The organism is Dyadobacter sp. UC 10, assembly GCF_008369915.1.
Classification (GTDB): domain Bacteria; phylum Bacteroidota; class Bacteroidia; order Cytophagales; family Spirosomataceae; genus Dyadobacter.
The window spans coordinates 1-25,982 of sequence record NZ_VSRN01000001.1 but is presented as its reverse complement, the minus strand read 5'-3'; the positions used below and the strand labels follow the sequence as shown (position 1 = coordinate 25,982).

The 25,982-nt window shown below is 47.9% G+C and carries 21 protein-coding genes; 8 read left to right on the top strand and 13 right to left on the bottom strand.

From position 1 onward, the window contains the following. Positions 1 to 116 precede the first annotated feature (116 nt). Complete coding sequence (locus tag FXO21_RS00105; protein ID WP_149638188.1) at positions 117 to 1,598, top strand: glycoside hydrolase family 130 protein; 1,482 nt, start codon at positions 117 to 119, stop codon at positions 1,596 to 1,598. Here the strand turns inward: FXO21_RS00105 and FXO21_RS00100 are convergent. From FXO21_RS00100 to FXO21_RS00090, 3 genes are all read right to left on the bottom strand, one after another. Further along, positions 1,587 to 2,597 (bottom strand): glycosyltransferase family 4 protein, encoded by a 1,011-nt coding sequence (locus FXO21_RS00100; protein ID WP_149638187.1) that lies wholly within the window; start codon positions 2,595 to 2,597, stop codon positions 1,587 to 1,589. The genes FXO21_RS00105 and FXO21_RS00100 overlap by 12 nt on opposite strands. Then, a complete protein-coding gene (locus FXO21_RS00095; protein ID WP_149638186.1) occupies positions 2,594 to 4,837 on the bottom strand; it encodes a glycosyltransferase family 4 protein in 2,244 nt (747 codons plus the stop codon). The genes FXO21_RS00100 and FXO21_RS00095 overlap by 4 nt, the downstream gene beginning before the upstream one ends. A gap of 376 nt (positions 4,838 to 5,213) precedes the next feature. Further along, positions 5,214 to 5,393: a hypothetical protein gene (locus FXO21_RS00090; RefSeq protein ID WP_149638185.1), complete on the bottom strand. Its 180-nt coding sequence runs from the start codon at positions 5,391 to 5,393 to the stop codon at positions 5,214 to 5,216. Positions 5,394 to 5,589: 196 nt separating this feature from the next. On the opposite strand from FXO21_RS00090, the gene FXO21_RS00085 reads away from it, so the two are divergent. The 4 genes from FXO21_RS00085 (at position 5,590) to FXO21_RS00070 (ending at position 9,871) form a co-directional block, all read left to right on the top strand. Continuing rightward, on the top strand, positions 5,590 to 6,306 hold the full coding sequence (locus tag FXO21_RS00085) for a DUF3891 family protein (RefSeq protein ID WP_149638184.1): 717 nt from the start codon (positions 5,590 to 5,592) through the stop codon (positions 6,304 to 6,306). Positions 6,307 to 6,411: 105 nt separating this feature from the next. After that, positions 6,412 to 7,728, top strand: a complete 1,317-nt coding sequence (locus FXO21_RS00080; RefSeq protein ID WP_149638183.1) for a Gfo/Idh/MocA family protein — start codon at positions 6,412 to 6,414, stop codon at positions 7,726 to 7,728. 139 nt (positions 7,729 to 7,867) lie between these two features. Beyond that, complete coding sequence (locus tag FXO21_RS00075) at positions 7,868 to 8,863, top strand: bestrophin family protein (RefSeq protein WP_149638182.1); 996 nt, start codon at positions 7,868 to 7,870, stop codon at positions 8,861 to 8,863. Positions 8,864 to 9,010: 147 nt separating this feature from the next. Next, on the top strand, positions 9,011 to 9,871 hold the full coding sequence (locus tag FXO21_RS00070) for a hypothetical protein (protein WP_149638181.1): 861 nt from the start codon (positions 9,011 to 9,013) through the stop codon (positions 9,869 to 9,871). Here the strand turns inward: FXO21_RS00070 and FXO21_RS00065 are convergent. From FXO21_RS00065 to FXO21_RS00020, 10 genes are all read right to left on the bottom strand, one after another. Further along, entirely contained in the window at positions 9,858 to 12,611 is a 2,754-nt protein-coding gene (locus FXO21_RS00065; protein WP_149638180.1) for a hypothetical protein, read from the bottom strand. The two genes, FXO21_RS00070 and FXO21_RS00065, sit on opposite strands and share 14 nt — an antisense overlap. Positions 12,612 to 12,790: 179 nt before the next feature. After that, a complete protein-coding gene (locus FXO21_RS00060) occupies positions 12,791 to 14,137 on the bottom strand; it encodes a DUF3526 domain-containing protein (RefSeq protein WP_149638179.1) in 1,347 nt (448 codons plus the stop codon). Between the two features lies 1 nt (position 14,138). Beyond that, positions 14,139 to 15,581 carry an ABC transporter permease gene (locus FXO21_RS00055; RefSeq protein ID WP_149638178.1) on the bottom strand — a complete coding sequence of 481 codons (1,443 nt, stop codon included), beginning with the start codon at positions 15,579 to 15,581 and terminating at the stop codon, positions 14,139 to 14,141. Positions 15,582 to 15,630: 49 nt separating this feature from the next. Further along, on the bottom strand, positions 15,631 to 16,326 hold the full coding sequence (locus FXO21_RS00050) for an ABC transporter ATP-binding protein (protein WP_149638177.1): 696 nt from the start codon (positions 16,324 to 16,326) through the stop codon (positions 15,631 to 15,633). A gap of 173 nt (positions 16,327 to 16,499) precedes the next feature. Next, the gene (locus FXO21_RS00045) at positions 16,500 to 17,462 is read right to left on the bottom strand and encodes a glycerophosphodiester phosphodiesterase family protein (protein ID WP_149638176.1); all 963 of its coding nucleotides are present in this window, start codon (positions 17,460 to 17,462) and stop codon (positions 16,500 to 16,502) included. Beyond that, the gene (locus tag FXO21_RS00040) at positions 17,459 to 18,055 is read right to left on the bottom strand and encodes a histidine phosphatase family protein (protein ID WP_149638175.1); all 597 of its coding nucleotides are present in this window, start codon (positions 18,053 to 18,055) and stop codon (positions 17,459 to 17,461) included. Before FXO21_RS00040 ends, FXO21_RS00045 begins: the two co-directional genes overlap by 4 nt. Positions 18,056 to 18,083: 28 nt before the next feature. Further along, positions 18,084 to 19,520 carry an FGGY-family carbohydrate kinase gene (locus FXO21_RS00035; RefSeq protein WP_149638174.1) on the bottom strand — a complete coding sequence of 479 codons (1,437 nt, stop codon included), beginning with the start codon at positions 19,518 to 19,520 and terminating at the stop codon, positions 18,084 to 18,086. After that, on the bottom strand, positions 19,517 to 20,965 hold the full coding sequence (locus FXO21_RS00030) for an FGGY-family carbohydrate kinase (protein ID WP_149638173.1): 1,449 nt from the start codon (positions 20,963 to 20,965) through the stop codon (positions 19,517 to 19,519). Before FXO21_RS00030 ends, FXO21_RS00035 begins: the two co-directional genes overlap by 4 nt. Before the next feature lie 12 nt (positions 20,966 to 20,977). Further along, a complete protein-coding gene (locus FXO21_RS00025; RefSeq protein WP_149638172.1) occupies positions 20,978 to 21,982 on the bottom strand; it encodes a 2-hydroxyacid dehydrogenase in 1,005 nt (334 codons plus the stop codon). A 54-nt stretch (positions 21,983 to 22,036) separates the two neighbouring features. Further along, the gene (locus FXO21_RS00020) at positions 22,037 to 23,299 is read right to left on the bottom strand and encodes an MFS transporter (RefSeq protein ID WP_149638171.1); all 1,263 of its coding nucleotides are present in this window, start codon (positions 23,297 to 23,299) and stop codon (positions 22,037 to 22,039) included. Positions 23,300 to 23,479: 180 nt separating this feature from the next. On the opposite strand from FXO21_RS00020, the gene FXO21_RS00015 reads away from it, so the two are divergent. The 3 genes from FXO21_RS00015 to FXO21_RS00005 all read left to right on the top strand — a co-directional run bounded on the left by FXO21_RS00015 (position 23,480) and on the right by FXO21_RS00005 (position 25,868). Further along, positions 23,480 to 24,247: a DeoR/GlpR family DNA-binding transcription regulator gene (locus tag FXO21_RS00015; RefSeq protein ID WP_149638170.1), complete on the top strand. Its 768-nt coding sequence runs from the start codon at positions 23,480 to 23,482 to the stop codon at positions 24,245 to 24,247. Positions 24,248 to 24,340: 93 nt separating this feature from the next. Further along, positions 24,341 to 25,213, top strand: a complete 873-nt coding sequence (locus tag FXO21_RS00010; RefSeq protein ID WP_149638169.1) for a sugar phosphate isomerase/epimerase family protein — start codon at positions 24,341 to 24,343, stop codon at positions 25,211 to 25,213. 262 nt (positions 25,214 to 25,475) lie between these two features. Further along, positions 25,476 to 25,868 (top strand): hypothetical protein, encoded by a 393-nt coding sequence (locus FXO21_RS00005; protein ID WP_149638168.1) that lies wholly within the window; start codon positions 25,476 to 25,478, stop codon positions 25,866 to 25,868. Positions 25,869 to 25,982 lie beyond the last annotated feature (114 nt).

Below are 25,982 nucleotides of genomic sequence, written 5' to 3'. Positions count from 1 at the left end.
TCGCGTTACCCTCTTGCTTTGTCCTATTTAATGACTGAATTATTTTAAAGCAGATCATTACGGTGGTTATGGCTCAAATCCGGGATTAATAGTTCATCTTGTCGGAAATTGCGAAAATGTCAATACACATCATACGGAAGGACATTGTCTTTCAGCCCGATTCGAGTCGGGTCATTGCCCGGTTTTTATTTAGCAGCGAAGAGCGCGCCCGCCTGCTGATCACCAGAATCCTGGCACTTTCCGGGCAGGAACAGCACCAGGAGCTTAGTAATGTGTTCCGGAAATATGCCAAACGCCACCGGAATATCCTGCGCATATTTGAAAAGCACTTCCAGAAACTGGCGCACGTGCTGCATGAAATGGAGATAGAGCCGCATTCGCTGAACACCACTCAGAAAATGTTGATCGGGTCCTATTTTACGATGGAATATTCGATTGAGGCAGCGGCATTTTTCAATCCTTCTATTGTCGCAGATCCTGATCAGTCCCGTCTTGGTTTTGGTGAAAAAAGGGTTATCCTCAGCTTCCGCGCGACTGGTGAGGGACATATTTCATCCATCGTATTCAGGTCGGCCATCATCGACCAGAACAGTGCGATTATTGTAGAACCTCCCGGACGAATGCTGGACGCACCGGAGCATGTCAGAAACCACGTTTATAAGAAAAAGACCTTTCTGGCCAAATTAGGTGAAATGCATAACATGGAAAATGCTGCGTATCCAGTCATTGCAGGGAAACTGACGGAGACATTTACCTACGAAGAACTGAAACGTTATGTGGATGAAACCCGTAAGGAAGTCGAAATGGACCAGCCTGGTCAGGTTTTGCTGCGCGAAATCATGTGGCTGGCCTCTTCTCACTATGAAATGGACTTTTCCCTGGATACGGATATTTCCGAGCGCGTGATCTTTCCGATAGCGGATACAGAAAAGCGCGGGATTGAGGATGCCAGATTCGTCCAATTCACATCAGAAAAAGATGAAGCGATCTACTACGCAACTTACACTGCGTATGACGGCATGTCGATCTTGCCTAAATTATTGATGACCAGGGATTTTTATCACTTTAAGGTGCTGCCGATCCACGGAGAAATAGCGCAAAATAAAGGAATGGCGCTTTTTCCCAGAAAGATCAATGGCAAATATGCGATGCTCTGCCGGATCGACGGGGTGAATAATTACATTGCTTTTTCCGATAATATCAACATATGGCGGGACGCTGAGATGATCCAGTCGCCCAAATATCCCTGGGAATTTGTCCAGATCGGAAATTGTGGCTCGCCGCTTGAAACAGAAGCGGGCTGGCTGGTGCTGACGCACGGGGTTGGCCCTATGCGGGAATATGTCCTGGGCGCGTCGCTTTTTGAACTCAACAACCCCCGGAATGAAATCGGCCGGCTCTCGCAGCCGCTGCTGATGCCAAACCGTAAGGAACGGGAAGGTTATGTACCCAACGTCGTGTACTCCTGCGGGGCACTTATTCACAACGGAAGCCTGATCATTCCTTACGCCATGTCCGATTATGCCTCCACCTATGCGGTAGTTGATCTGGCCGAGTTGCTGAAAGAGCTTACCAACAGCCGCGTTTCAGCGGTTTAGCATCTTGTTGTAGACAGCTTCGTATCCTTCAACCATCTTTTCTCTGGAGAATTTGGAGGCAGCCCATTGCCGGCAGAAGGCTCTGCTGATCCGGGGAATATGTGCAACTGCGTCGACGGCCTCCTCTACGTTGCTAACCAGAAATCCGCTTTTCCCGTCAAGCAGCAGTTCGGGCATGGAGCCGCGTCGGAATGCGATCACGGGCGTGCCGCAAAACATCGATTCGGCCACGCTCAATCCGAAAGGCTCTTCAAATTTCACCGGATGCAGCAGGGCAAATGCTTTTCCCAGCAATACCTGCTTCTCCCCGGGGCCGACGTTGCCGCAATAGCATATCTGTTTGTCGTCGATGTACGGTTTTACCTCGTTTTCAAAGTAAGCATTGTCCTGTATCAATCCTGCAATCATAAGCTTCCGGCCGCAGTTCAAAGCGATCTGAATGGCCTCCCGGGTTCCCTTATCAGGGTGTATCCTCCCGAAAAACAGCAGGTAGTCGCCGGGTTCTTCTACAAAAGGAAATGCATCTGCGTCAATACCATTGTATACCGTAGCCAGGTAATCCAGCTCCGGATCCCGATCGGAATCACTGATGGAGACGTAGCCCGTATGCCCGTTATATTTTCGGTAAACTTCTTTGATCTTTTGCGAGGAAAAACCGTGAATGGTTGTCAATAGCGGCGTTTGGATCAGCCTTGAATAGGTGAGGGGCAGGAAGTCGAAATGATTGTGTATCAGGTCAAACTGTCCCGCATTTTCCATTAAATGGCTGATATGCAGGCATTCCGCTACTTTGGCGTCCACCGTTTCATCCTCCGCGTAGGGAGTTGCACAGGCTGACTCCAGTTTCGCATTTGTCAACGAATCCGAGGTTGCGAAAAGGGTTACTTCAATGCCACGGGCATGCAAACCCTCCGTCAGGTCGTACGCTACCTGCTCCCAGGGGCCGTATTTTCGGGGTGGTGTGCGCCAGGCAACCGACGCCAGTATGGCCACTTTCATACCAGGCTGGCTTCCAGATTGGATACTTCCTCGAATGCTTCCAGCACGCTGAGGTGGGAAATCAGGTATGCCAGCGTACTCTCCGCGCCCTGGTTGCGGTTGACCCCATAACTTTCCAGCCCGTCGCAGCAGCCTTTTGTTTCGAAATCATATAAACTGATCCGTAGATCGTTTTCACCCAAAAACCACATGAAACAAGTGTAGAGCTGCCGGATATAAGCCTGGTCTTTTGTAAGCTGAAATGCCTGGTGAAACATCAGTACCATCGCGAGCGCGTCCAGCGGCTGCTGAGCGAACATCGAGTTTTCTCCATCTTTTTTGTACCATTTTTCATTACCTACAATAGAAAGATAACCATCTCGCAAAGTGATATCCGACAGAAATTTCATGCTTTCAAATCCAATCCGCTCTACGTTTTCATCATTCAGGAACTCGGCCGCATGCAGCAGTGCAAGTGGCAGAAAAGCATTGTCATAAGCCAGCAGCGACTCAAACCAATGCCAGTCGTCGGTACGGTTGAGCTCATAGTCTCCGACAAGCCGGTTCGTCAATTGCTTTAATACTTCTTTCATGCCCTCATCGGAAGGATTACTTTTCAGGTAATGGCAGACTCCCACGATCGTATTGGCAATACTTCTGATCGATTTGAGCTTTGTGAAATTAGGCGAGGCGTCGGAGAAGATTTCGCGGGCCGTCTGGTAATAGGCATCGTTGGGTGCATTGCCCAGCAAATATCCCAGCGACCAGATCGCCCTTCCGAAAGAATCTTCGGAGCCCACTTCGTCAAGAAAGTTCCTGTTGAAACTGAGGAAGTTCCGGAACGATCCGTCCGGATTCTGCATATAGTTAATGTAGCTCAGGTAAGTTGGCGAAAGTTTCAGGGCCAGCGGGTGCTTGTTCCGTTTGTAGGTCATCAGTACCATCAGGAGCGCCCGCGCATTATCGTCCAGGCAGTAACCTTCCTTTAAATTGGGAATACCATATTTGGCATGCTGGATAATACCGGTATCGTCGGTGAGCCGCTGCACATGGTCGAGCAGAAATGGCGGCAGGGCCAGCAGGTCCAGGATCATTTCCTTTCCGACCAGCTCATCAGGCTGCTCAGCTACGATCCTGGCGGCCAGTTGTGTATATTTTTCACCTATCTTGGGCCAGGTAATTTCACGTCCGTAATCATAGGCTTTCTTGCGCATATCCTGCATGACCTGCGGATGGTCCAGCAAATCAAGGAAAACTTCACTCAATGCTTCTGCGTCGTTGAAGCCAAAGAGCCTGCCCCTGCCTTCTGAAAGCAGTTCTGCGGCGTGCCAGTAAGGTGTCGATATGACTGCCGAACCCGCGCCAATCGCATAAGATAGTGTCCCGCTGGTGATCTGCGCCTCATTTGTGTAGGGGGTAATATAGATATCCGAAGCCGACAAATATTTGAAGAGCTCGGACTGATCTATAAATTCATTCAAAAAAATGACATGTTTTTCGATGCCCAGCTTTTTTACCAGCCCCATTAAATAGATCCGGTATTCCTCGCCCGAATGCCGGATCACGTTCGGGTGCGTCTTGCCCAGCACGATGTACACCAGGTTCGGATATTTTGAAACAACGGAAGGAAGCGCTTTCAAAACGGTTTCTATGCCTTTATTTCTGCCGATAAAGCCAAATGTGAGCAGTACGTGTTTGGAAGAAAGCTTGAATTCTTTTTTCGCCAGAAGCTGATCGAACTGAATATCCGGAACACCGTGGGCGATTTGTGCGATCTTTTGTTCGGGCACACTGTATTCGGCGATAAGCATATCGACAGCTGTCTGGCTCATGACCACAACAGACTGCGCGATCTTGCAAATCTCTGTCAATACAGCGCGCTCATTGTAGGAAGGGTTTTTGAGGACAGTATGCAGTGTAACAATCAAAGGGATTTTGAGCCTGTACAGCAAAGGCAAAATGTAAATGCCATTTTGCCCGCCAAAAATCCCGAACTCGTGTTCGAGGATACACACGTCGGCGCCACTGATATTGATAAAATTGGCTGCTTCCAGATAATCGGCCTGTTCTTCCTGCCGGATCGTCAGTTTCACTTCCTTTGGGTAATCATAGCGTTGGGCGTTATCATCGATCGCTACCACAATACCCTGGTTCGAAACATCTGTGCCTGGCGAGGCAAGCATCGAATCGAACAGGTTTTTTGTAAAAGTCCCAATTCCGCATTCCCTTGGCGGGAATGTCCCTATAAACGAAATCTTCATAACCTCACGGATTGATTTCTTCTAAGGTACCCTTATTATTTGACACTTATAGTCCCGGGACCCTGGGGCGGCGAATGGAAAGTGTTTAAATTAACTTTAATTCATACCGGTGATTTAATTGCTTGAATGTCTGTGTAAAAGGCCTATCTTACAATAAATCGAAAATATATGTCAAAAGAAAAGGGTGCGCAGAAAGGTGACAAGAAAAAGGCCGGGAAAAATCTCAAAGAGAAAAGAGCCGACAAAAAAGAAAAAAGGGACACTAAATCCGCAGGTGAATGAGGTGGAAATTTTAAATATTCTTTTCGTGAGAAGCCATCAATGAATTCCATTGATGGCTTTTATTTTGACAGGGACACACAAGCGCATTGTTCGCTTAAAGCACAGCGGAAATCTCATCTGCAAAAAAAGCAAACTCCTCGTCACCGCCTTCTGCCGGCCGGCAATAGTATATCCTTTTATAGTACCTTCTGATGGTCACTTTGCGGCCAGGATTTGATTTAACAAAAACGGTCTGCCCGTCGGTGAATTTAGTCTCTGAACTGATCTCTCTCATGGTGTTGAAGAAGTTTGAATGAATAATTAAGAACCGGGTGATGAGCGGGATTGGAGTACCCACTGTAAAGGTGAGCATTGCATGCGGACAAACCGTGCTATATGTTCGATTATTTGCAGGATATTTCAAAGCAGATCATGATGGTGGCAGGCACATTAATTTTATTGATTGAAAGACCATTTAATCAGATGAACAAATGATAGTCACGTATACTGAGGAAGGTTGGTCGATCGTACTGCAGCGCTCGCACGGACTGCTTGCCGGACAACTTTGTGCGCATTGGAAGAAAGACAAACAACCGGCCAGATGGGTAGAAACGCTGGTAGCCACAACCGAGCATGACGATGTGCACAACGAACTGGAATCGGAAGATTTGCTGAATGAGCATGGCGGCCCTAAAAATTTCAAATCTGATAAATTCAATGCAGAAGACTGCAACCGACTGCTCGCCCGCGCCGTCGAAAAGGGACGCTATGTTGCGCTGCTGATCTGCCGGCATATCAGCTTTCTGTATGCATCGGACCCGAAGGCAAAGGCTTACTGCAAGAGGTTAAAGGAAATGGAAAAGGAGTGGATCAGACAGGCGGGGGCTACATCGGGAGAGATTTCGGAAAGCTACGAATTGCTTGAATTTTGCGACGCCATGTCGTTACTGATTTGCCAGGGAATGCAGCAGCCCGAGCACCGCAGGATCGAAATCAGTAACGGTCCGGACGGGATGCGCTATACAATGTGGGAAGCAGAAAACCAGCAGCTGGTCGTATCGCCCTGGCCATTCGAGCACGATTCCATTACGGTTAACTACGAAACGAGACAAGTTCAACAGCTTTCCTTCCGCGACGCCGCCGAATTCCGGAAAGCGCTCGGGGAAGCAGAGGTGAAGCTGCATGCGCTGACGATTGTAAAAGGGTAGGAGCTAAACTGTTAAAGGACGAAGCCGGCGATTTTAAACAAACAGGTATGAATCGACTGGACGGTTCTTTTGAAGGTAGCTGTTTACCTTAAACCCTAGTTTGTTATGGCCAATTCCAGGAGAAAATTCATTGGTAACGCATCTGCGCTGGTGGCTGGTGCAGGTATTTCTTCGGTTTTTCCGGGGGCTCTTTCGGCCTTTCCGCGGCATTATTCTCTGGCAGATCACATCCGCGTCGGCGCAATCGGTATCAATGGAATGGGTTGGCACGATCTGAATGCCGTTTTGAAAAATCCGGGTGTGACCTGTACGGCGCTCTGTGATGTGGACAAAAATGTGCTCGACAAGCGCGCCGCCGAGCTAGCCGCAAAGGGCGTGAAAGTCAAAACTTACAGCGACTACCGGAAGCTGCTGGATGACAAGGACATTGATGCGGTCGTAATCGGCTCGCCCGACCACTGGCATTGCCTGATGATGGCCGAAGCCTGCGAAGCCGGTAAGGACGTGTATGTGGAAAAGCCAATCGGTAATTCGATCGCCGAATGCCGGGCGATGGTAGCCGCCCAGCAGCGTTACAACAGGGTGGTGCAGGTGGGGCAGTGGCAGAGGAGTCAGCAGCATTTCAGGGAAGCTATCGATTTTGTGCATTCAGGCGAACTGGGCAAGATCCGTCTGGTGAAGGTCTGGGGCTATTTCAACTGGGGCGAGCCGCTTACCAAAAAGCCGGACGGTAATCCTCCCGTGGGCGTAGATTACAATGCCTGGCTCGGCCCCGCACCAAAAAGACCGTTTAATCCTAACCGTTTTCACGGCAATTTTAGGTGGTACTGGGACTATGCGGGCGGCGTAATGACCGACTGGGGCGTTCATCTACTGGATTACGCATTGCTCGGCATGAAGGCCGATGCGCCGAAAAGTATCATCGCAGCCGGCGGCCAGTTTGTTTACCAGGAGTCAGGAGTGGAAACGCCGGATACGCTGACGGCTGTTTACGAGTTCGGAGATTTCAATATCCAGTGGGAGCATGCGATTGGGATAGGTGTTGGTCTTTACAACCGGGAGCACGGTATCGCTTTTTTGGGTAATAACGGTACTTTGGTGGTCGACCGGGGAGGATGGGAGGTGATTCCGGACGGCAAGAAAATGGAGGCTGTGCCACTTCGTAAAGCGATGGACAACGGACTGGACCTGCACGCGAAAAACTTCATTGACGTAATCCGTTCCAGGAAAATGGAGGATATCAACGCGCCGATACAGGCTGGCGCCAACATTGCCATCCTTTCTCAAATGGGTAACATTGCATTCCGAACGGGCAGGAAGATTTTCTGGGATAAGGAGAAAGGTGTATTTGATGACAGGGAAGCCAATAAGCTCATCGCCAAAGAATACCAAAACGGCTACAAAATGCCGCGTTTTTCATGAATAGTAAAAAGTGTCAGTGCTTTATCTGCTAAGCTATTTTGGAGAAAAAGCAGGCGTAGGGTTAAAATTGCGGCATTCTTTGAATAAATTGTCGGGATCTTGCATTTAAATCCTGCACATTCTCCTATTCACTATTGCTATGTATGTAAATCGCTACCTGTCGCCCCAGATCGTTTATTTTTACTCATGGAGAATGGTTCTCTTCTCCTTGTTTACCGGTTCAATGGCCATTTTTGTCTACGTTTACCTGGATTGGAGATGGGTTGCGGTACCCTGGCTGCCTGTCTCACTGGTAGGTACGGCCACCGCTTTTTTTGTTGGTTTTAAAAACAACCAATCGTACGACCGGAGCTGGGAGGCGCGCAAAATCTGGGGCAGTATCACGAACCACAGCCGTTCCTTCGGCGCGGCGATCCGTGGCTTCGCCGATATTAATGCCGGGCAGCCGGAAACGGAAACCGAAGTGAGGGTAATTATTTACCGCCATATTGCGTGGTTATATGCGTTACGGAACGCAATGGCGCAGCGCACTACCTGGGAGCACAAGGACCGTGCGAGCAACAGGCAGCGCGAAGCATTGAATATGGCCAAAGTCATCTGCGATGCGGAGATTATCAGGCATTTGCCCGCTGAAGAGCTGGATACGCTGAAGGGAAAGAAAAATATGCCTACCCAGCTTCTCGAACACCAATCACAGCACCTGAGAAGGCTTCGTAACATGGGCTGTATTGACGCGTATCAGCATGTGGCATTGCAGGATCTTGTCTCCAAGCTGTACGATGAACAAGGTAAAAGCGAACGGATCAAAAACACACCCTTTCCGCGTCAGTACGCTACTACGTCCAACTTGTTCATTCTGGTATTTATGACCTTGCTTCCGTTTGGCCTGCTGGCCCAGTTTGTCGAGCTTGGTGAGCGGTATATGTTTTTGCTGATCCCGTTCAATCTGATCGTCTCCTGGGTCTTCATGTTTATGGAATACGTTGGCGACATCAGCGAGAACCCATTCGAAGGCTTGTTGAACGACACCCCGCTTGGCACGATCGTCCGTAACATCGAAATAGACCTGAAAGAAATGCTGGGCAGCGAGGAAGTCCCGGAAAAGCTGGCGCCGTTTAAAGGGGTATTGTTTTGAGGATTTAAACAGCGATTTATAATTCGTTGAGAATTCAAAGATTAATTATCTTCCACTTTTAGTATCTTAACCCAGCTAAGTTTCATTCTGATTATTTGCTCATCCTTTGCGATTACGAAACCTCTCAATCTCTAACATCACAGTGAAATGGAATTAATAGATATTTACGGATGGACTGAAATACCCCTGGAAAGCTTCTCGGTCGAAGATTATATCAAGATGAATCGAAACCTTGATATGATACGTTTTAATCCGATTCAAGTCACCAAGATTTTGAAGGCAACCAAAATGGATCTTTATAAAGATTACACGCTTTATGAATTTTATGACACATCGCCGATCAGGGACTTTCCGGTCAGAATTTTATATAATAGGGAGGCTGGATTAATGTCCGAACTCACAGGTACGAATGCCCCGATCTATACTTTAAATTCGACTTCATTTACCAAAATGATTTCGAAGACTGAGCTGACCGATGACGAGCTTTACGCCGTATTGACAAAATATGTCCGATTCTTTTTCAATAACGTGGAGGGCAGGCATGGAAGCTTCCATATTGTGGAAACTTTTGAAGAAATCAAGAAATACGTGCAGGTTTTTTACGAAACTGAGGCTACAAAAGACGACACCCAGTTAATACGCAACCTGGATCCCGGGAAAATCGGTGAACTGCGAAGTTTAATTAAATCAACAATATACAAACCGGCTAAGAGCGATTTTTACAAAATTAAAAGAGGATTCAGAAATGACACTGAGGACACGGAGTGGATTTCTTATGAAGAAAATGAAGCCAGCTTCCGGCTCAACGCATATATGGTTTTTAAAGGAGCGCTTTTCAACGCAAACGTTAGAGTTTATAGCAATAACCTTGGTAGCCCATCTGGTAATATTGCGCATATTGTGTTGGAAAATGAAGAGTATGTATATCCAAACGGGAAATTAGATCAGTTTGATTTTGTTAATTTTATCCCACCAATATATGATTCTGATGTTTTTAAGAACGTCTGATAATCCTGGTGATACCTATTATAAACATTGAAATTAAAATTACGCCCAGTACATTGTTGAGTATCACAAATGCGGAAGCCCACAATCCCGAGTCGAGAAGGCCGGTATATCTGATGTCCGGGACTATTGACTTGCCGCTTGGACTCCTCGGCGAAAACAAAGTCTTTTGATCCGAATTCATAAAGGGCAATGCGGTTTGCAAAGAATATTGCACCGGAGAGAACGGAATCTTGTCGGTGTTACGCAGCGCTCCGTTCTCAATTATTCCAACATCGGATCTGGCTATCATTCCTCCGTTTCTGGCAGCCTCTCTGAATACAAGGCTGCTGCAGATTATTAGTGTCACCAAGATAGTGAGTGCCCGGTAATGCGGAACGCCTATTCTTGAAATGACTTTCAATATCCAAAGCATTATCCCCTCAGCAATATTTCTTGGGTAAGAACTTAATAAGATGCTACGGGCTTTTCCGTCTTCACCGGTTTTCAAAAATACACTTGCCAGTTGTTCGTAAGGTTGTCTGTTGTTTTCCTCATGGTAATCATAAAACCAGTTGCATTGCTCGAGAGACCTGCTTTTTCGGGAGACGTCTTTGTCCAGATTCTTGCTGTAAATGTAATCGTATTTTAATCCTATCAATTTCCACTTAGTATATTCGAATTCTCCTCGTCTTGTTGATACAAAAAACTGATCGACCTTTGAGGAGTGTAAGTTTACTTCCCCCAATGCACGAAAAGGAATCGGGCTTTCGTCAGGCCCTTCATTGAAAAACAGATCTCCGGATATTTTGGAATATTTAATAGTCAGGGCATTGGGGTAATTGTTTAAGTGTGGTTCATGATGTATTCGTGGGATTACCATCCCCATCTTTCTGCTGATCCGTTCTCTTCTGCTGATTTCGTCTTTTTTCGGTTTAAATTGGTTGGACAAGGTGTTCATTCCTACAAAAAACGCATTGGAACAATCAAACTGACCATGACATTTTATGCCTGAAAAGGATGATTCACCAACGATAATTGAAGTATCAAACATTTTTTGCTGGCATTCATCATCGTCTATCCGGCCTTCGGTTTCGTTTTGCATAATGGTATGCAAAAGTTCATAGCCGGTTGCCAATTGCTGCATTGGAATTGAATAAATCAGGTTTTCGTGATTGTAAATATCCTGGCAAGCATCCATAAATTGTTTCGAAAGTTCTTCGAGCGTCGCAGGGTCACTGTTCAGTTTTTTATAACCTTCCGACAAATTGGTTCTATGCTTTCTTCTGAGCGTGGTGAAATGCGCTATAATTTCCCGCTTCTTGGTCAAAATGGGAGCGCGCCCGGGACTATATGAAATGGTCAACTGACTGTCTCGCAACAGATCTGCTTCCGAAGTTCTGATACTATATTTCGGTGGACAAAATGTTATTCGTCCTTTAATATCAATATTATCACAACCGAGCGCTTTTTCTTGTTTGTCAAGCTCTCCAATAAATTTCGACTGAGAAAGTTGCAGGTTTCGGCCAATCTTTGAGTCCGATAATTCAAGCCTGCCCAGTAATACAGAACCGCGGCTTATAGCGATGTCGCGGCTTGTATCTGTGCGATTGATGTCCAACGCATTCAGAGATCTTAGATTTTTGAAAATAACAGAGTAGTGAATAGTAATGTAGTCACTCTCCGTTGTACTCATATTGATTCCATTGATAACCAAAGCATTTCGGATGGATACCCATCCGATGTTTGAATCGGACAAATCCAGTGAGTAGCCCAGGTAAGTTTCCTCTTCATTATCCCCGAAAAAGTTACTGGCTTCGATTTGAAAGGTACTCTTTATTTGAGCACGGCTGCTGTTGACACTACCGTGAACCGTCGCGCCGATCAGATCTACCTGATTGGCTTGCAGTTCAATCATGTTCACATTTCCGTGTAACTCTGAAAATGATAGTGACACCAGCTCGGATACTTTGGAGTTTTCCAGTATAATGTCATTTAAAACTCTGGTAGCAAGCGCGCTTTTATTTCCGAAACTGCGATTGTAATCGTCTTCTTTTCGTCCTTCGTTAATATCTGAGGATTTGAAGTTGAGAACAATATTTCTGTTATCGGAAGAGTCTTCCCGCTCTTTCTGTATTTCATGCACGTCGGAAATTTTGAAGTCGCCGACAGTCGTCATATTGTCAGCCCGGACACTGGCCTTGATGAGGTTTTGATAAATGTTTTTATGAGCGGTAAATCCAATGTGGCAGGCTCTGAAAACGATGTCTTTGGTTGTCGAATTGGAGAGTGAAATACCTCGGGGAAATATGCAGTTGTCGAATACCAGGTCCAATTTGATGGTGGTATATGCAAGGTTTAAAGAATAGGTGTATTGATTTGTCTGATTATTTTCTGCGGATTTGGAAGACCTGTTTTGTGCAAAGTGTTTATCGATAGTTGCTCCGAAAATTCTGATTTTTCCCTTTGGGAAAATCTTTTCCGCACGTGTTGGATACAATAGCCATTCTAATATTTCTGACCTGATCAGTGTGGTGTTTTTATCAGAAACATACCTGGCCAGATATGGAATTGAGCTGGGATCAAGCGAAGTAGGAATAAATGGTTTGTGGCAAATTGCTTCACCGTGCAGAGATCCTTCATAAATCAAAATCTGCTCAGCATAAGTAAGTTCAAATGCCAGCAAATTTTCCGAGGAATCAGATATGACGTCGTCTGGTATGCGCGACAATTTTAAAAAGTACGCCAGCGTATTAGTGTTCATCTGATTCAGATTTTTGCCGAAGTACTTTCGATCTTTGATTTATCGGTCAAAAATATCAATACGCTCGGCAGGATTGGAAGGGCTTATTTTCAGTGCTTTAAGTTGTTGAAATTATTTTATTCGAACAACTAATCAGACTAAAATAAATGCGGCATTTCCGATCCAATTTTTATCGTGCGTCAGTAAACCCCAGCCCGAAAACGAACTGCGCCGAGCATAACAAACAGCAGGGCCGCGACAAGCAGGGGCAGTGCGGCTTCCGGTATGCTGGTAGTGGTATCGTCGGAGAAATTTTGGATTCCGAAATTTTCCCACTGCTGGCCGCTCACTGGCGCTTCGCTGAAAATCGCCGGGTAAAAATGGAGCCGCAGTTTTTCATGGAAGCGGCTCGTGGCATCCATAAAACGGAGCTGGTTGCTGAGTCCCGAACCGGCGATTTCGTTGAGCTGTACCTGCATCTGTACCGAAGGGATAAAGCGGGCAATGCGCTTGCTGGCCAAATTCCGCATTTCCAGTTTGTGCCGCAGCGCGTTCGACTGGTCTGCCGATTCGTCGTCGCCCATGAGCTGCATTGCATAGTACCAAAGCCAGTTGAATTCCTTTTCGGGGTAACCAAAACTTTTGAACTGCGGATAGTGACTGTAAAACTTGTCAATTGTAGGTTTTTGGTCCATATCCCACTTTTCATGATAGCCTTTACGTTGACTGACGGTCGTTTCCATGGCTTCGGGCACAGGATAAGCGCTCACCAGATAGCTATTGACCATCGCCGGCGTGACGATGATCAAAAGAATCCAGGCTGAAAGCAGCATAACCGCATTGTTGCTGGAAGATTTGTGCATCGAGGCAACCCAAAAACTCAGGGCAAACCAGAACAGGATATAAAGTATCGAGAGTGTGGCAAACAGCCAGAAGCGGGCATCAAGAGGGATTTCAAGCCAAATTACAGCTGGCAAAAGTATTAAAAGAAGTGTGCTGGTGATCACGATAAGCCTCACTGCAAATAGATTTAATATTAGTCCGAACAGATTGTTGCTTTGTACGGCAGCTATTTTCCACGTCCCGCTCTCACGTTCTTCGGAAATGATATTGTAGGTGAATGCAATGATGAAAAGGGGGAAAAGGTAGATCAGTACGAAACTGAAATCGATATTGCCCAGCAGCAGATTGCTCGGATTTTGAAGGTCCGCGTCGTATTTCTGCCCCTCTAGTCCCCTGATCGTAACACTTTGTATCGAAGGGTTTACGTCGCGCTGACCAATAGAAAGGCTGTTAATAGGCGCAGTTTGGTTGACCAGGGAAAATTTCACATAGTACAGCAACAAGCCAACTTCGTCGGGATGATACTGAACGTTCCTGCCGATATGTTCCTTCTGATAGGCAGAAGTAGCTTTTACGTTTTCAGACTGTTTTTCAAGAAACTGGTTTCCGATCACCAGACTGATTATCCCCGTGACGATCAGAAATGCAATGCCGATCCTGACTCCGGCGGATGATAAAAAATTTTTAAATGCCAGCTTAAACATATTAATTGACTTTCAGCTTGTTAGATAGTAATTGAATCAGGCAGACCAGCAAGGCGATCCAGAAAATGAACGCCAGGAAACTGGTCGCCTCATACTGGAACACAGCGCCGACCTTCGGGGATTTATATTCAAATTCAGGCACTTCTTCCCAATGCTTCTGGTCAATTACCACCGGTTTGTCTGTCGGCCCCGGTTTTTTGTTGCTGATGTATTTGATTTGAAGCTCGTTCATCTTCTGGGCCATCGCATAGCGGTAAGCTTCGGCCTGTTTTTGGAAATCGGTATAAGTGCGGTAATCGGTTCCTGCCAGGGACATGGACAGATTTTTGATCGCCATAAATGGATTAAGAAATGCCATTGCCTTCGAGAAGCTGTTCTGACTGTCGTAAACCTTCATCAGATTATCGAAATGCGCATTGTAAATGCGCGCGCTGATTTTTTCGCCCTCAGCCATGACGAAGCCGCTGTAATTGAAGGGCAGCTCGTGGGTTGAATCTACCTGGTGAGCAGCCAGCAGTGAATCCTTTAAAGCTTTGTAGTGAATATCATCGGGATTGTGGCTGTCGCCTTCTTTGAGGACATCTTTTTCAATGTTGGCCTGAAATGTAACTTTTAAGGGTGCGGGATAGAGATAGGTCCCCAGAGCCTGTGAAGCCCTCGGAAGGACAATCGTCAGCATTAGCCAGAGACCGATCAGGGATACCAGCGCCGATTTGGAAGTTTTACTCATAGCCGAAACCAGCACGGCAATCACGCAGAAAAACAGCAGATAGATGCTGTATGACAGGGTTACAAGCACAAGCCTGACCGTTTCGTCAGCAGAAATCTGCCCGTTTTGAAGAAAAAACCATAACAGGAAGGTCGTCGCCATTACGGGCACAAATAGGATCATCGCAATCTGCGCCAGCCCGATCACTTTGCCGGTCAGCAGTTGTTTCCAGCTGATACCCTGCGTCAGAATGATCTTCAATGTGCCGTTTTCACGCTCGGCTGCGATACTTGCAAAACCGATAAAGAAAATCAGAAGAGGCAACAGGATTTGGAGCACCATCGCCATACTGATTTCGCCAAAGCGCAGCATGCCGGTTGAAAAACCTGCCTCTGAGAAATTCACCGAATTTTGCTTGTGGGCTTCCAGAAAAACGGTATTTCCAAAGAAGCTTTCCATCCCGGAATCGAAAATGCTCAAAGGCGCTTTCGGGCGGAATGCGAAGTTTCCGTAATGCGCCATCCGGTGCGGGTGCTTGTCGGGGTTGTCGAGCCAGTCGTGCCGCACCTGGGCCTGGTACCGGGCAATGCTTTCATTTTGTCTGACAAAACCAGCCCAGCTAGTCACCACCGCATACGCGAGTAGGATGCCGATAAACAGGATGAGTATGTAAACAGCCCTGTTCTTCAATGCATTACTGCGGAAGTTTCGGGCGATCAATAGGTGGGGATTCATGTGGTATTTACTGAAATGGAAAGGTCAACGTCTGGGCAGCGGGTGCTCGTCAGACGGTTTGCAGATAAAGCGCTTCGAGCTCATTGGCTGAGATCTCAGAGGCATTTAGCGTTGATACGAGCTCACCTTCACGCATGATGCCGATGTTGGTAGCCACTTCGCGTGCCCTGAAAATGTCGTGGGTAGCCATCAGTATCGCCGTGCCGTTTTCTGCAAGTGACCTGATGATTTCTGAAAACTCATTGGAAGCCTTGGGGTCAAGGCCGCTGGTCGGCTCGTCAAGCAGCAGTACCTTCGCCTTTTTAGCTACCGCAATAGCAATACCTACCTTTTGGCGCATTCCTTTCGAGTAACCCGCCAGCTTATGTTCGAACGACTGGCTTTGCAGGCCGGAGGTGGTCAGCAGGTCACTCAATTCCTGATTAGAATACTTGAAGCCGGCCAGTGAAGAAAAGTACTGCAGGTTTTCGAGCCCGGTCAGGTTTGGATACAGTGTGACCGTTTCGGGGATATATGCCAGGTGCTTTTTGATTTCCTGCGGGTGTTCATCCACCGAAATTCCGTTGACAAGCGCGCTGCCGCCGGTTGGCTGGATAAAGCCGAGAAACAAGTTGATCGTAGTCGTTTTTCCCGCCCCGTTTTGGCCGAGGAGCGCAAATATTTCACCCGGCCGGATCGTCAGGTTCAGATTGTCAAGCGCAAGGTGTGCACCATATTTTTTTGTGAGGCTTTTGGCTTCCAGCATGGATGATTCGGATTTCTTCTAAGAATTGCAATAAACTGCTGCATTTTAAATGCAACAACATTGCAAATATAGAAGTATCCTTTCATGCAACAATGTTGCAGTTGATATTTTTCGCTCAAACATCGGCTCCCGGCGTTCTCAGGCGGGGAAATACAATGCTGCTTCACATATATTTATTTTTTCAAAACCTGTTTACCAAAAAACTTCTGCTTTGGCGAATTGTCTTTCACCAGGGCTTTAACTGCATCGGCAAGCTCGATCGGGTAGTCGGATTCGATGATCGACGCGCCGTCCCGCGCGATCGACTGATACGCCTCTTTCCGCTCTTCCGCGCTTTTTAACTTGTCATAGGAGGAAGCCGCCGATATCATACACATGGCGCCGGCATTGTTCAGCAGCGCATACAGCTCCTTATTGTCGGGCTTTACCAGCGGACCAATGTAGGCGATCAGTTGGGTGAAGGGAACACCCGCTTTCTGATAGTCCTCAAACTCTTTTTTTGTTTTTATAAAAGCAGAGAACGTGCTGTTTTTGTTTTTCTTTAAATAAAATAGCGCCTCGTCGGGGTGGTGGACGGTCATCATTACAAAATGATCTGCTTTGTGTTTACGGATGAGGTCAGCGGTCATTTGCAGAGGTACATCTTTGTGGTCCAGGTTCAGGATGGTCTTTCCACGCGCCCATTCAATTGCTTCCGAAAGCGTAGGGATCAGAAAATCGGTCACATTCCCTTCGGCATCTTTCAGTCTGATATCTTTCAGCTGCGCATAGGTATAGTCCGAAAGCTTGCCTTTTCCGGTGGTGGTGCGGTCCAGCGTCGCATCGTGCAATAGTACAAGTACACTGTCTTTGGTCAGTCGCGGATCGATCTCGAAAAATGCGGGGGTATGTTTTAAGGTGTTCTCAAAAGTCGCGATGGAATTTTCCGGAAATCCTTTCACCATACCGCCCCGGTGACCGGCGATCAGCAGCACGTCATTTCCGGTATATCGAAAAAAAGCGTGCAGATCTTTGGCTGATTTCAGTTTGAGCACATGAATCTGATTTTGCCCTTTCACGGCACTCAGGCTAATAGCTAACAGTGTTAAAGATAAAACCAGTGAGTGGAGTCCAAGGTTTTTTAGTCTGAATTTCATCGCGCATTGAGTTTAAGCAGGCTGAATTCGCCTTCGTCGCTGAGTTGAAAAATAGTAATAGTGGAGTTGTCCTGGACGAGCCGGCGGTAGTTTTTCAACGGCATTCCGAGTTTCCAGGCCATGTAAAAGCGGTTCAACCCGTTATGTGCCACAACCATGATTTTTCCGTCGATATGCTCCTTTTGTTTTTCGGTAAAAAAATCGTCCACGCGTTCGACGATCTCCAGCGCAGTATTGCCCGTCTGGCCGGCCCGGGTTACATCGGGGTTTTCAGCCCAGGCTTGCCACGATTCCGGATCTTCCGCAATAAATTCAGCCCTCGTCTTGCCTTCCCACTTCCCGAAATTGGCTTCAAGCAAACGCGGATCGGCAATCACTTCGCGGTTACCCGATGCAATTTGAGCGGTTACGAAAGCACGCTGCAGCGGAGAGGAGTAAACCGCATCAAAGCGGATGTCTTTCAGTAACTCAGCTGCTGCGTGTGCCTGCTGCTTGCCTTTGTCGGTAAGACCGATGTCAGTTGTGCCGCAGTAACGGTTACCGTCGGCGTTGTAAAATGTTTCTCCGTGACGGAGCAGATATACAGTCAGCATGATGTGTTCAATATTGCGTTGAGAATCATTAATTCAGATATTTTCTATCCCGTAATGCTTCTATAAATAATTCATATCCAGCTTGGTATGGCGCCACGAGTTCTGGGACAGGCTGCACCACTTTTTCCACTGATGTCATCGCTTTTGCTGCTTCGGTGAGTGTTTTGAAATAGCTGCCCGAAGCCGCCACAATTGCAGCACCCGCAGCCCCGGTAACCTGTCTGCATTTATAGACCGGCTTATTCAATACACTTGCCCGGATCGTCAGCCAGGTTTCGCTGTTGCTGGCGCCCCCTGCGGTATATACCGCGTTGACCTGCTCTCCCGAAAGCTGCTCGATGAGCTCGTAGGAAAGGCGCTCCATGTAGGCAACACCTTCCATATTCGCAGCGAAAAGTTGATTTTTATCAATATCCTCTGGCGCAAAACCGCGTGCCTCAGGCGAAATAAAGGGGAATCGCTCTCCGGCCTGCATGAGTGGATATGCCAGTAATGATGTGGGTATGAGCTGCCGCGCGGCCTCATTTAACACTGTTAATTCTTCCTGAAAACCATTGCTGATCCAGTCCGCGCCCGTATTGCTGGCACCGCCGGGCATCCAGTAACCCTCAGGGTGCCGGTGGCAGTACAGCCGGCCGAGCGGGTCCCTGATTTCACGGGTCGTGACACCTTTGACGACCAGCGTCGTGCCGATCGTCGTATTCCAGTCTCCGGGAGAGACCGCGCCTGAGGCAACCTGGGAAGCGCAACCGTCTGTCATTCCGGCAACTACTTTTATTTCAGGTATTTGAAGCAAAGCAGAAATTTCAGGCAACAGTGAACCGATTACCGTACCTGAGGGAACGACCTCTTGCAGCCATTCCTTTTTAAGAGGCAGGTGCTGAAAAATATAGGCTGGCCAGGTCGCCGTTCCTACGTCAAATCCTGTTTTCAGTGCATTGGTAAAATCAGTAGTGCGGTAGTTGCCCGAAAGTTTCCCGATCAGAAAATCAGTCGCATGCACCCAGGTTTTGATCCGATCTATTTTTTCAGGAAAATGATTGACAAACCATACGATTTTTGACAAACCGCTTGACGCATTAAAACCTGTATAACCCTCAGGATGAAAAGTCTCTGCTACCTGCCGGCACATTTTTCCTTCCTCCGCCGACCGCGGATCGCTGTACATCAAAGCGTCGTGAACGGGTATATTGTTTTCATCCAGCGGGATGACGGTACCCGAAGTGGAAGTAACCGACACGGCCCTGATGTCGCTGATTTCAATATTTCCCTTGATAAAATCCGCCAGCTCGTGCAGGCAATGCAGGCAGCAATCCCACCATACCAGCGGCGATTGCTCCTGTCTGGATTCGGAAGTCAGCGGAAAGACCTTTTCCGCATGGGACCGGGCTTTGCCGGTTTGGTCCAGCAGCACAACGCGCACTCCCTGTGTGCCAACATCTATCCCCAAAAAATACGAATTCATGCCAGGCCTGTTTTAAATGTTTCCCGCGCCTGTTTCCATTGTAAATACCACTGCTGCTGGGTTTTGGAAATCTGCGGATGAATTGTTTCCAGGATAGGGGAAGCTTCATGGGTGACACCCAGGGCAGCGTTGCAGACCAACACGCCGCCGTTCACGGAAGCCTGGCGGTAATTATCGCGCAGCACTACTTTTTTATGCAGCAGATTCGCCAGAAACTGCCGCAATACCCTGCTTTGCATTCCACCGCCGCAAACCCAGATATGGTCCTGGTCGTGGGAAGTCACGGCGCTAAGGCTTTTGTAGTTTTCGAATATGCTGCACGCAATGTCCCATAGCGTAGCCAGCACAAAATGGCCTCTTTTCAGCTGGTGCGAGACTGGCGTGTCGAAAAGAAACCCGCCTCTGATGAGGGGCGATTTTTCATCTGCAATCAGTGATCCGAGTGCTGCAATACATTGATTTTCAGTAATGGACGCAACTTCTTTTTCTATGGTTTCGTAAGATTCGTTCGGGTAAAAAATCTCTTTCAACCGCTGGTAGTTCAGGCCGGTTACGCCCGCATTTGCTTCTACCAAAAAACTTTGCTGATCGGTATGGCGGCTTGTCCAAGTTCGTTGCGCGTCGTCCAATATGTATTGACCTTCAATTTTGATCACCGGCGTGGTCGTTCCGGACACTACCACCATATCCTGCACAGAGGGGTAGGTGCTCATGATAGCCAGCTGGGTATCCGAGCCGCCGACAATCACAATCGCGTGCCGGGAAATGCCAAAAGTGTCGGCTACTTCCGGTAGGATCAGCCCCAGCGTCTTGCTGCATTCATGCAGGGGAGGAAGCAGCTTTTGGTCAAGTGCGAACAGGTCGCATAGTTCAGCCGACCAGCTTCCCTTTGCCACATCGTACAAAAGCGTCTCGCAAGCCTGGGAATGCTCGTATCCGACCGTTCCGCTGAATTTGTACAGGATCCAGTCGCTGATGCTGGTGAAAGTTTTTAGATTGTTCCAGTATTCCGGCAGCCTGTTTTTCAGGCCAATCAGTTTCATAGCCGAAAATAGCGAGGTAGGGTAGCGGCCGGTGAGCCTGTAAATTACATCCTTATCTGCTATCTCGTTCTCCCATTCGCGCCCGCGATGATCAATGTTCGGCATGCCGATGACCGACTTTCCGGTGTTGTCGATCGTCACTATGCCTTCCCGCTGACTGGTCGCCGTAATTGCGCTGATTGCTACCGGGCCTGTTTTTGCCAGAAGCTTTCGCGTGAGACTGATCACCTGCTGCCACAATGCAGCGGGCGAAAAAAATATGGATTCAGGATAATGATCGTCTTTTTCGTAGCGCGCGTCTTCACTTTCGACCCCAAGCACAGCGCCGTTGCTCTCCGCTATCGCCACGCGGACATTGCCGGTGCCGACGTCTACAATCAGGTAATATTTGGTTGGTATCATATCAGGAGCGTATTAAAATACTTTGGCTGAAAGTACCTCTCTATTCACCAGCTGCCTGATCGCGTGATTTTTTTCGGTAAAAAACTGATGCAGGCTTTTGTTCATAATATCGGCATGATGGTCTTCGACTTCGAATGTAGCGCCGGCAATATGCGGGGTAGCGAGTACGTGCGGGTGATGGATCAGCTGATAATCCAGCTCATCAGGTGGCTCGTGGTCAAAAACATCCAGGATAGCCCCGCGGATCAGGTCGTTTTTAATAGCGTGCAGCAGTGCTTCTCTTTTGACGACCACCGCACGGGCCGTATTAACGAATATCGCATCCTTCTTCATCAGGCCGATCAGGTCTTCGCCGATCATACCCTCAGTTTCCCGGGTGACCGGCAAATGAATAGAGACCACGTCGCTGGTACGGAACAGTTCGGGCAAATCCACCTTTCGGTAACCTTCGTCTTCGGACGTATAAAAAGGATCATAGTATTGAATATCAGCGGGGAAATGGCGAAGCAGGTTCGCTATTGTTTGTCCTACCGCCCCGAATCCTACCATTCCGATTGTCTTGCCTGCGATCTCATTGCCTTTAAATTGGAGGTAGGAAGTATGCGCACCTGCTTCCCAGTTTTCACCTTCCAGCCATGCAACTGCGGGCAAAGTGTTCCGCATAAGGTTAACCAGGTTGGCAATAAACATTTCGGCCACGGCCTGGGCATTGCGGGCAGGTGTGTTAAAAACCGGAATTCCATTTCGGGTAGCGGCACCTACGGCCACATTGGAAGGCGTACCCCGGCAAACACCTATAAAATGAAAGCCGGCACAGGCGTCGATCACCGCTTCGGTTACTTCGTCGTGTTCGGTAATGAGCGCTTCTGCATTGGTTTCTTTTAGCAAGGCGATCAGTTCCTGGGCATTGTAGGCTCGTCCCTGTGTTTTCCAGGGTTTGTAAATGACCTCGCCAAACTGGCTGTTCAGGGTATTCAGCGCTTTTTCGTGGTAGGGAGCGGTGACTAGTACTTTCATATCGTTGTTATTCAAACGCAATTTTGAGTAAATACAAACTGTAACCCGGCAGGCTTAAATAAGAGGCTGTCCGGCTGTTGGAACGGACTGCTCCGCAGGCTGGGGGAGAGTGATGAACCTGGTAAGAATCGCACTGATAAAGTAAAGTACCGCCAATATCCACACCACACCCTCGCTGCCGATCGAGCCGATAAAGAGGCCCACAATCGCAGGCCCGATAAATACAGGTAAGCCCGCACCCAGATTGAGAATGGCCATCGCCGCGCCTTTTTCTTCTTTGACCAATGAAGGTACCAATGCCGAAAGCGGCACATAGCCGGCCAGCAGACCTCCCCAGAGCACACCGCAAAACATAACCAGCCAGAAACTGCCGTCGAACCAGACCGGGGAGTAGTAAAACAGCAATGTAGTGACCCCGCAGCCGACGCCGCCAAACCACATGATCGTATTGCGCCAGCCCAGCCGGTCGCCGACGAAGCCGAACAGGAGATTGAAAATGATGTTGCTGGTGAAAATGGTACCCCAGATCTGCAACCATTCTTTGGTGGAAAAACCGTGGCCGGCCAGATAGATCGGCAGAAAAACGGGGAATGCAAATTGTGCCGTGGTATTGATGATACGGACAATGCCGCCGAGCAATACCTTCGGCTCTTCCTGAACGATCGTGAGTCCTTTCAGCAGTTCCTTCGCTTTGGTAGAAGTGTTGCCAGCTGCTGCGGAGGCCGATCTGAACTGGTCTTTATTTAAAACCAAAGCAAAAAAAGCCCCGATCGAAACCCAGAAAATAGAGGTCCAAAGCGTATTTTGATAACCCAAATGGTCGATTGCCCAGCTGGAATAGTACGCCCCGAGCACGTTCAGTCCGCCTGTAAACACAAACCAGAACCAACCCACCGCCCTGCCGAGCTGCTGTTGCGGTGTACGGTAAGTGATCCAGACGAGGAATGAGTACGCAAAAAGCGGATAGCCGAAACCGCGGATCGCATACGTGAGCAGCATGACCGGGAAGTTGAGCTGCTGCATCCCCAGACCGACAAATCCAACCGTACCGATTACGTATAGTAAAATGCCCATCAGCATCGCTTTCCGGGGGCCGTAACCTTCGGCGAGCACACCCGAAAACCAGGAGGAAATAGCGATCGTAACGCCATAAACAGTAAATAGCGAGGCGGATTGCTGAATGCTCATGCCGTGTTCGAGCAAGTACGGACTGAGCCAGCCTTGCTCCACACCGTCGCCCATCATAAAGATGAGGATACCGAGATAGCCCCAGGCAAGGTGTTTCGGCATACCGGCTTTGTCTACCAGTGAAGTCATTGTACGAGATTTAAAGGGTTTAGAAGAATGATATTTAGGAATATGCGGAATATAGAGTTTTGTAATATAGCAGGTTTTGGTAGGAACTATCGATGTGAAATTTCTGATAGACAAAGTAAAATAAATATTTTGAAACAAATTGAAATAAAATTAAAGTATTTTTAAGCAATCGAAAAACTTATGACAACCATCACCGAGCGGCACCAGCTCATTTTACAGGAACTGAAAAAAACAGGTACGGTCAATATTGTCGAACTATCGGATCTGATGCAGGTTTCAGGCGTTACGATCCGGAAGGACTTAAAGATATTGGAAGATAAAGGATTGCTTTTTCGGACGCATGGCGGCGGCTCGCTCCATAATCCATACGCAATGGAAAGGCCCATTAACGAAAAGCAATTTATCAATGCCGAGGAAAAACAGCACATTGCCAAAACCGCTGCGGAACTGATCCAGCAGAACGATTCCATTATGATCGGTTCGGGAACGACCGTTTTTGAGCTGGCGCGCTTCCTTTATCCTGCCAAACAGATCACAGTCATCACTCCCGCCGTAAAAGTTGCGCTGGAACTTAGTAACCGGCCAAATGTGGAGGTGCTGCAGCTCGGCGGGCTGATCCGTCAAAATTCTTCTTCGGTAGCCGGTTCTTATGCCGAATATATCCTGGCCAATATTTCCTGCGGCATTCTTTTCATCGGCGTCGACGGCATCGACCTGGATTTCGGCCTGTCGATCAGTAACCTCACCGAAGCCGGGCTGAACCAGAAAATGATCAGTACCGCGCAAACTGTGGCAGTGCTGGCCGATCACACGAAATTCGGGAAGCGGGGAATCGCCAAAATATGTGAGCTCGATCAGATCCACTATATTGTCACCGACCAGCATACGAGTGCAGACACGATCAAAAGCCTGGAAGAACGCGGCATTAAAGTATTGACCGGCAATTAATTTGCAGGTCAAGCCGTAATATCGCAGGCGGGGTAGTGAAATTTGGCATCGCAGTGTCTTCTAGTTGAAATCATCCACATTTCCGCCCAAGCTATGCATATCGACAGAAAAACATTCCTGAAAGAACTTTCCTTTTTGACCGGCGCTTCGCTGCTTTCAAAGAATTTGTCGGCGGCGGGCCTGCTGGCTGCCAGGCCTGAAATGCAGCTGGGGCTTGTCACTTACTTGTGGGGCAAAGATTGGGATGTACCTACGATTATCAAAAACTGCACGGATACTAAAATCCACGGCGTCGAGCTTCGGGTCGAGCATGCGCACCAGGTCATGCCCGAGCTCAGCGCGGCTGCCCGCGTGGAAGTGAAAAAGCAATTTGCCGACAGCCCGGTGCAGATTGTAGGCCTGGGGACCAATCAGCAATACGACTATCCCGACCAGGCCAAACTGAAAGCGTCGATTGACCGCACAAAAGAGTTCATCAAGCTCAGCGCAGATATCGGTGCTTCCGGCGTGAAAGTGAAGCCAAACGCGCTCCATAAGGATGTGCCCACGGAGGAAACGCTTGAGCAAATCGGAAAGTCGCTCAGGGAACTGGCGAAATATGCGGCGGATATGGGCCAGCAGCTCAGGCTGGAAGTCCACGGCGCCGAGACGCAGGAACTGCCGAACATTAAAAAGATCATGAAATATGCCAGCCACCCGAATGCAAAAATATGTTGGAACTGTAACCCGCAGGATCTGAACGGCGCAGGGTTTCAGTCGAATTTTGATTTGGTCAAACAGTATTTTGGAGATACACTCCATGTCCGTGAGCTGGACAGGACGGATTATCCTTACAAAGAACTGATCGCTAATCTGATCAAGATGAACTACAAAGGCTGGGTGCTGCTCGAATGCCACACCAACCCGGAGGATAAAGTAAAGGCAATGCACGAGCAGCGGGCAGTTTTTGACAGGATGGTGGTTTAATTGATTAGAAACCAATCCGAAATTCCACCAATCCGGCGTCACGCTCTATGAGATCCTGATTTGAATCGATCAATGTCGATTTTTACACATAAAATGCTTGTATACAGTGTTTTATATGTGATTTTCGCCAGTCTGTCTTTGTTTGCGGTCTGTCTGTCGAGTTTGGTTTTTTGTTAAAATTCGGCGCTCTAACATTGTATCGGAAGTCGGACATACCCGGGCTTCTTTTACAAATAGCGATCACATTTTAAACAAAGAAACCATGAAAACGCTCATCGCATCAGTACTCGTTGCATTCGCTCTGACTTCTTCACCCAGTTTTGCCGCCAACACATTTGACCACAGTGCCACGTCTGTGGAAAATCCGGAAATCAGGTTCTGGGTTGTTACCGGCGAGAATGGAAAGATAGACGTGAATGTAATTAAATCGGAGATCAGGAACCTTTCGATCACACTGACAGACAAGTCGGGCCATACGCTGGCTACCAGCGATATTTCTGCCGACAGCGCCGCTACCCGCACACGTTTCGACCTTAATGCATTGCCTGACGGTGAATACCAGGTTATTCTGATCGATGGTAAGACCAAACAGGTAAAAACAATCGAACTGAACACACAGGAAACAGAGACTGTGCGCAAGGTATCTGTTGCTTAACCTCCCTGCTGGAAAACTAAAAACCCTTCTCGCAAACTGGACTGAACCCCAAAAGTTGGACGTTTTATAATTTAACGATTAGTGTGATGAGCCCGGTATTGTGCCGGGCTCATT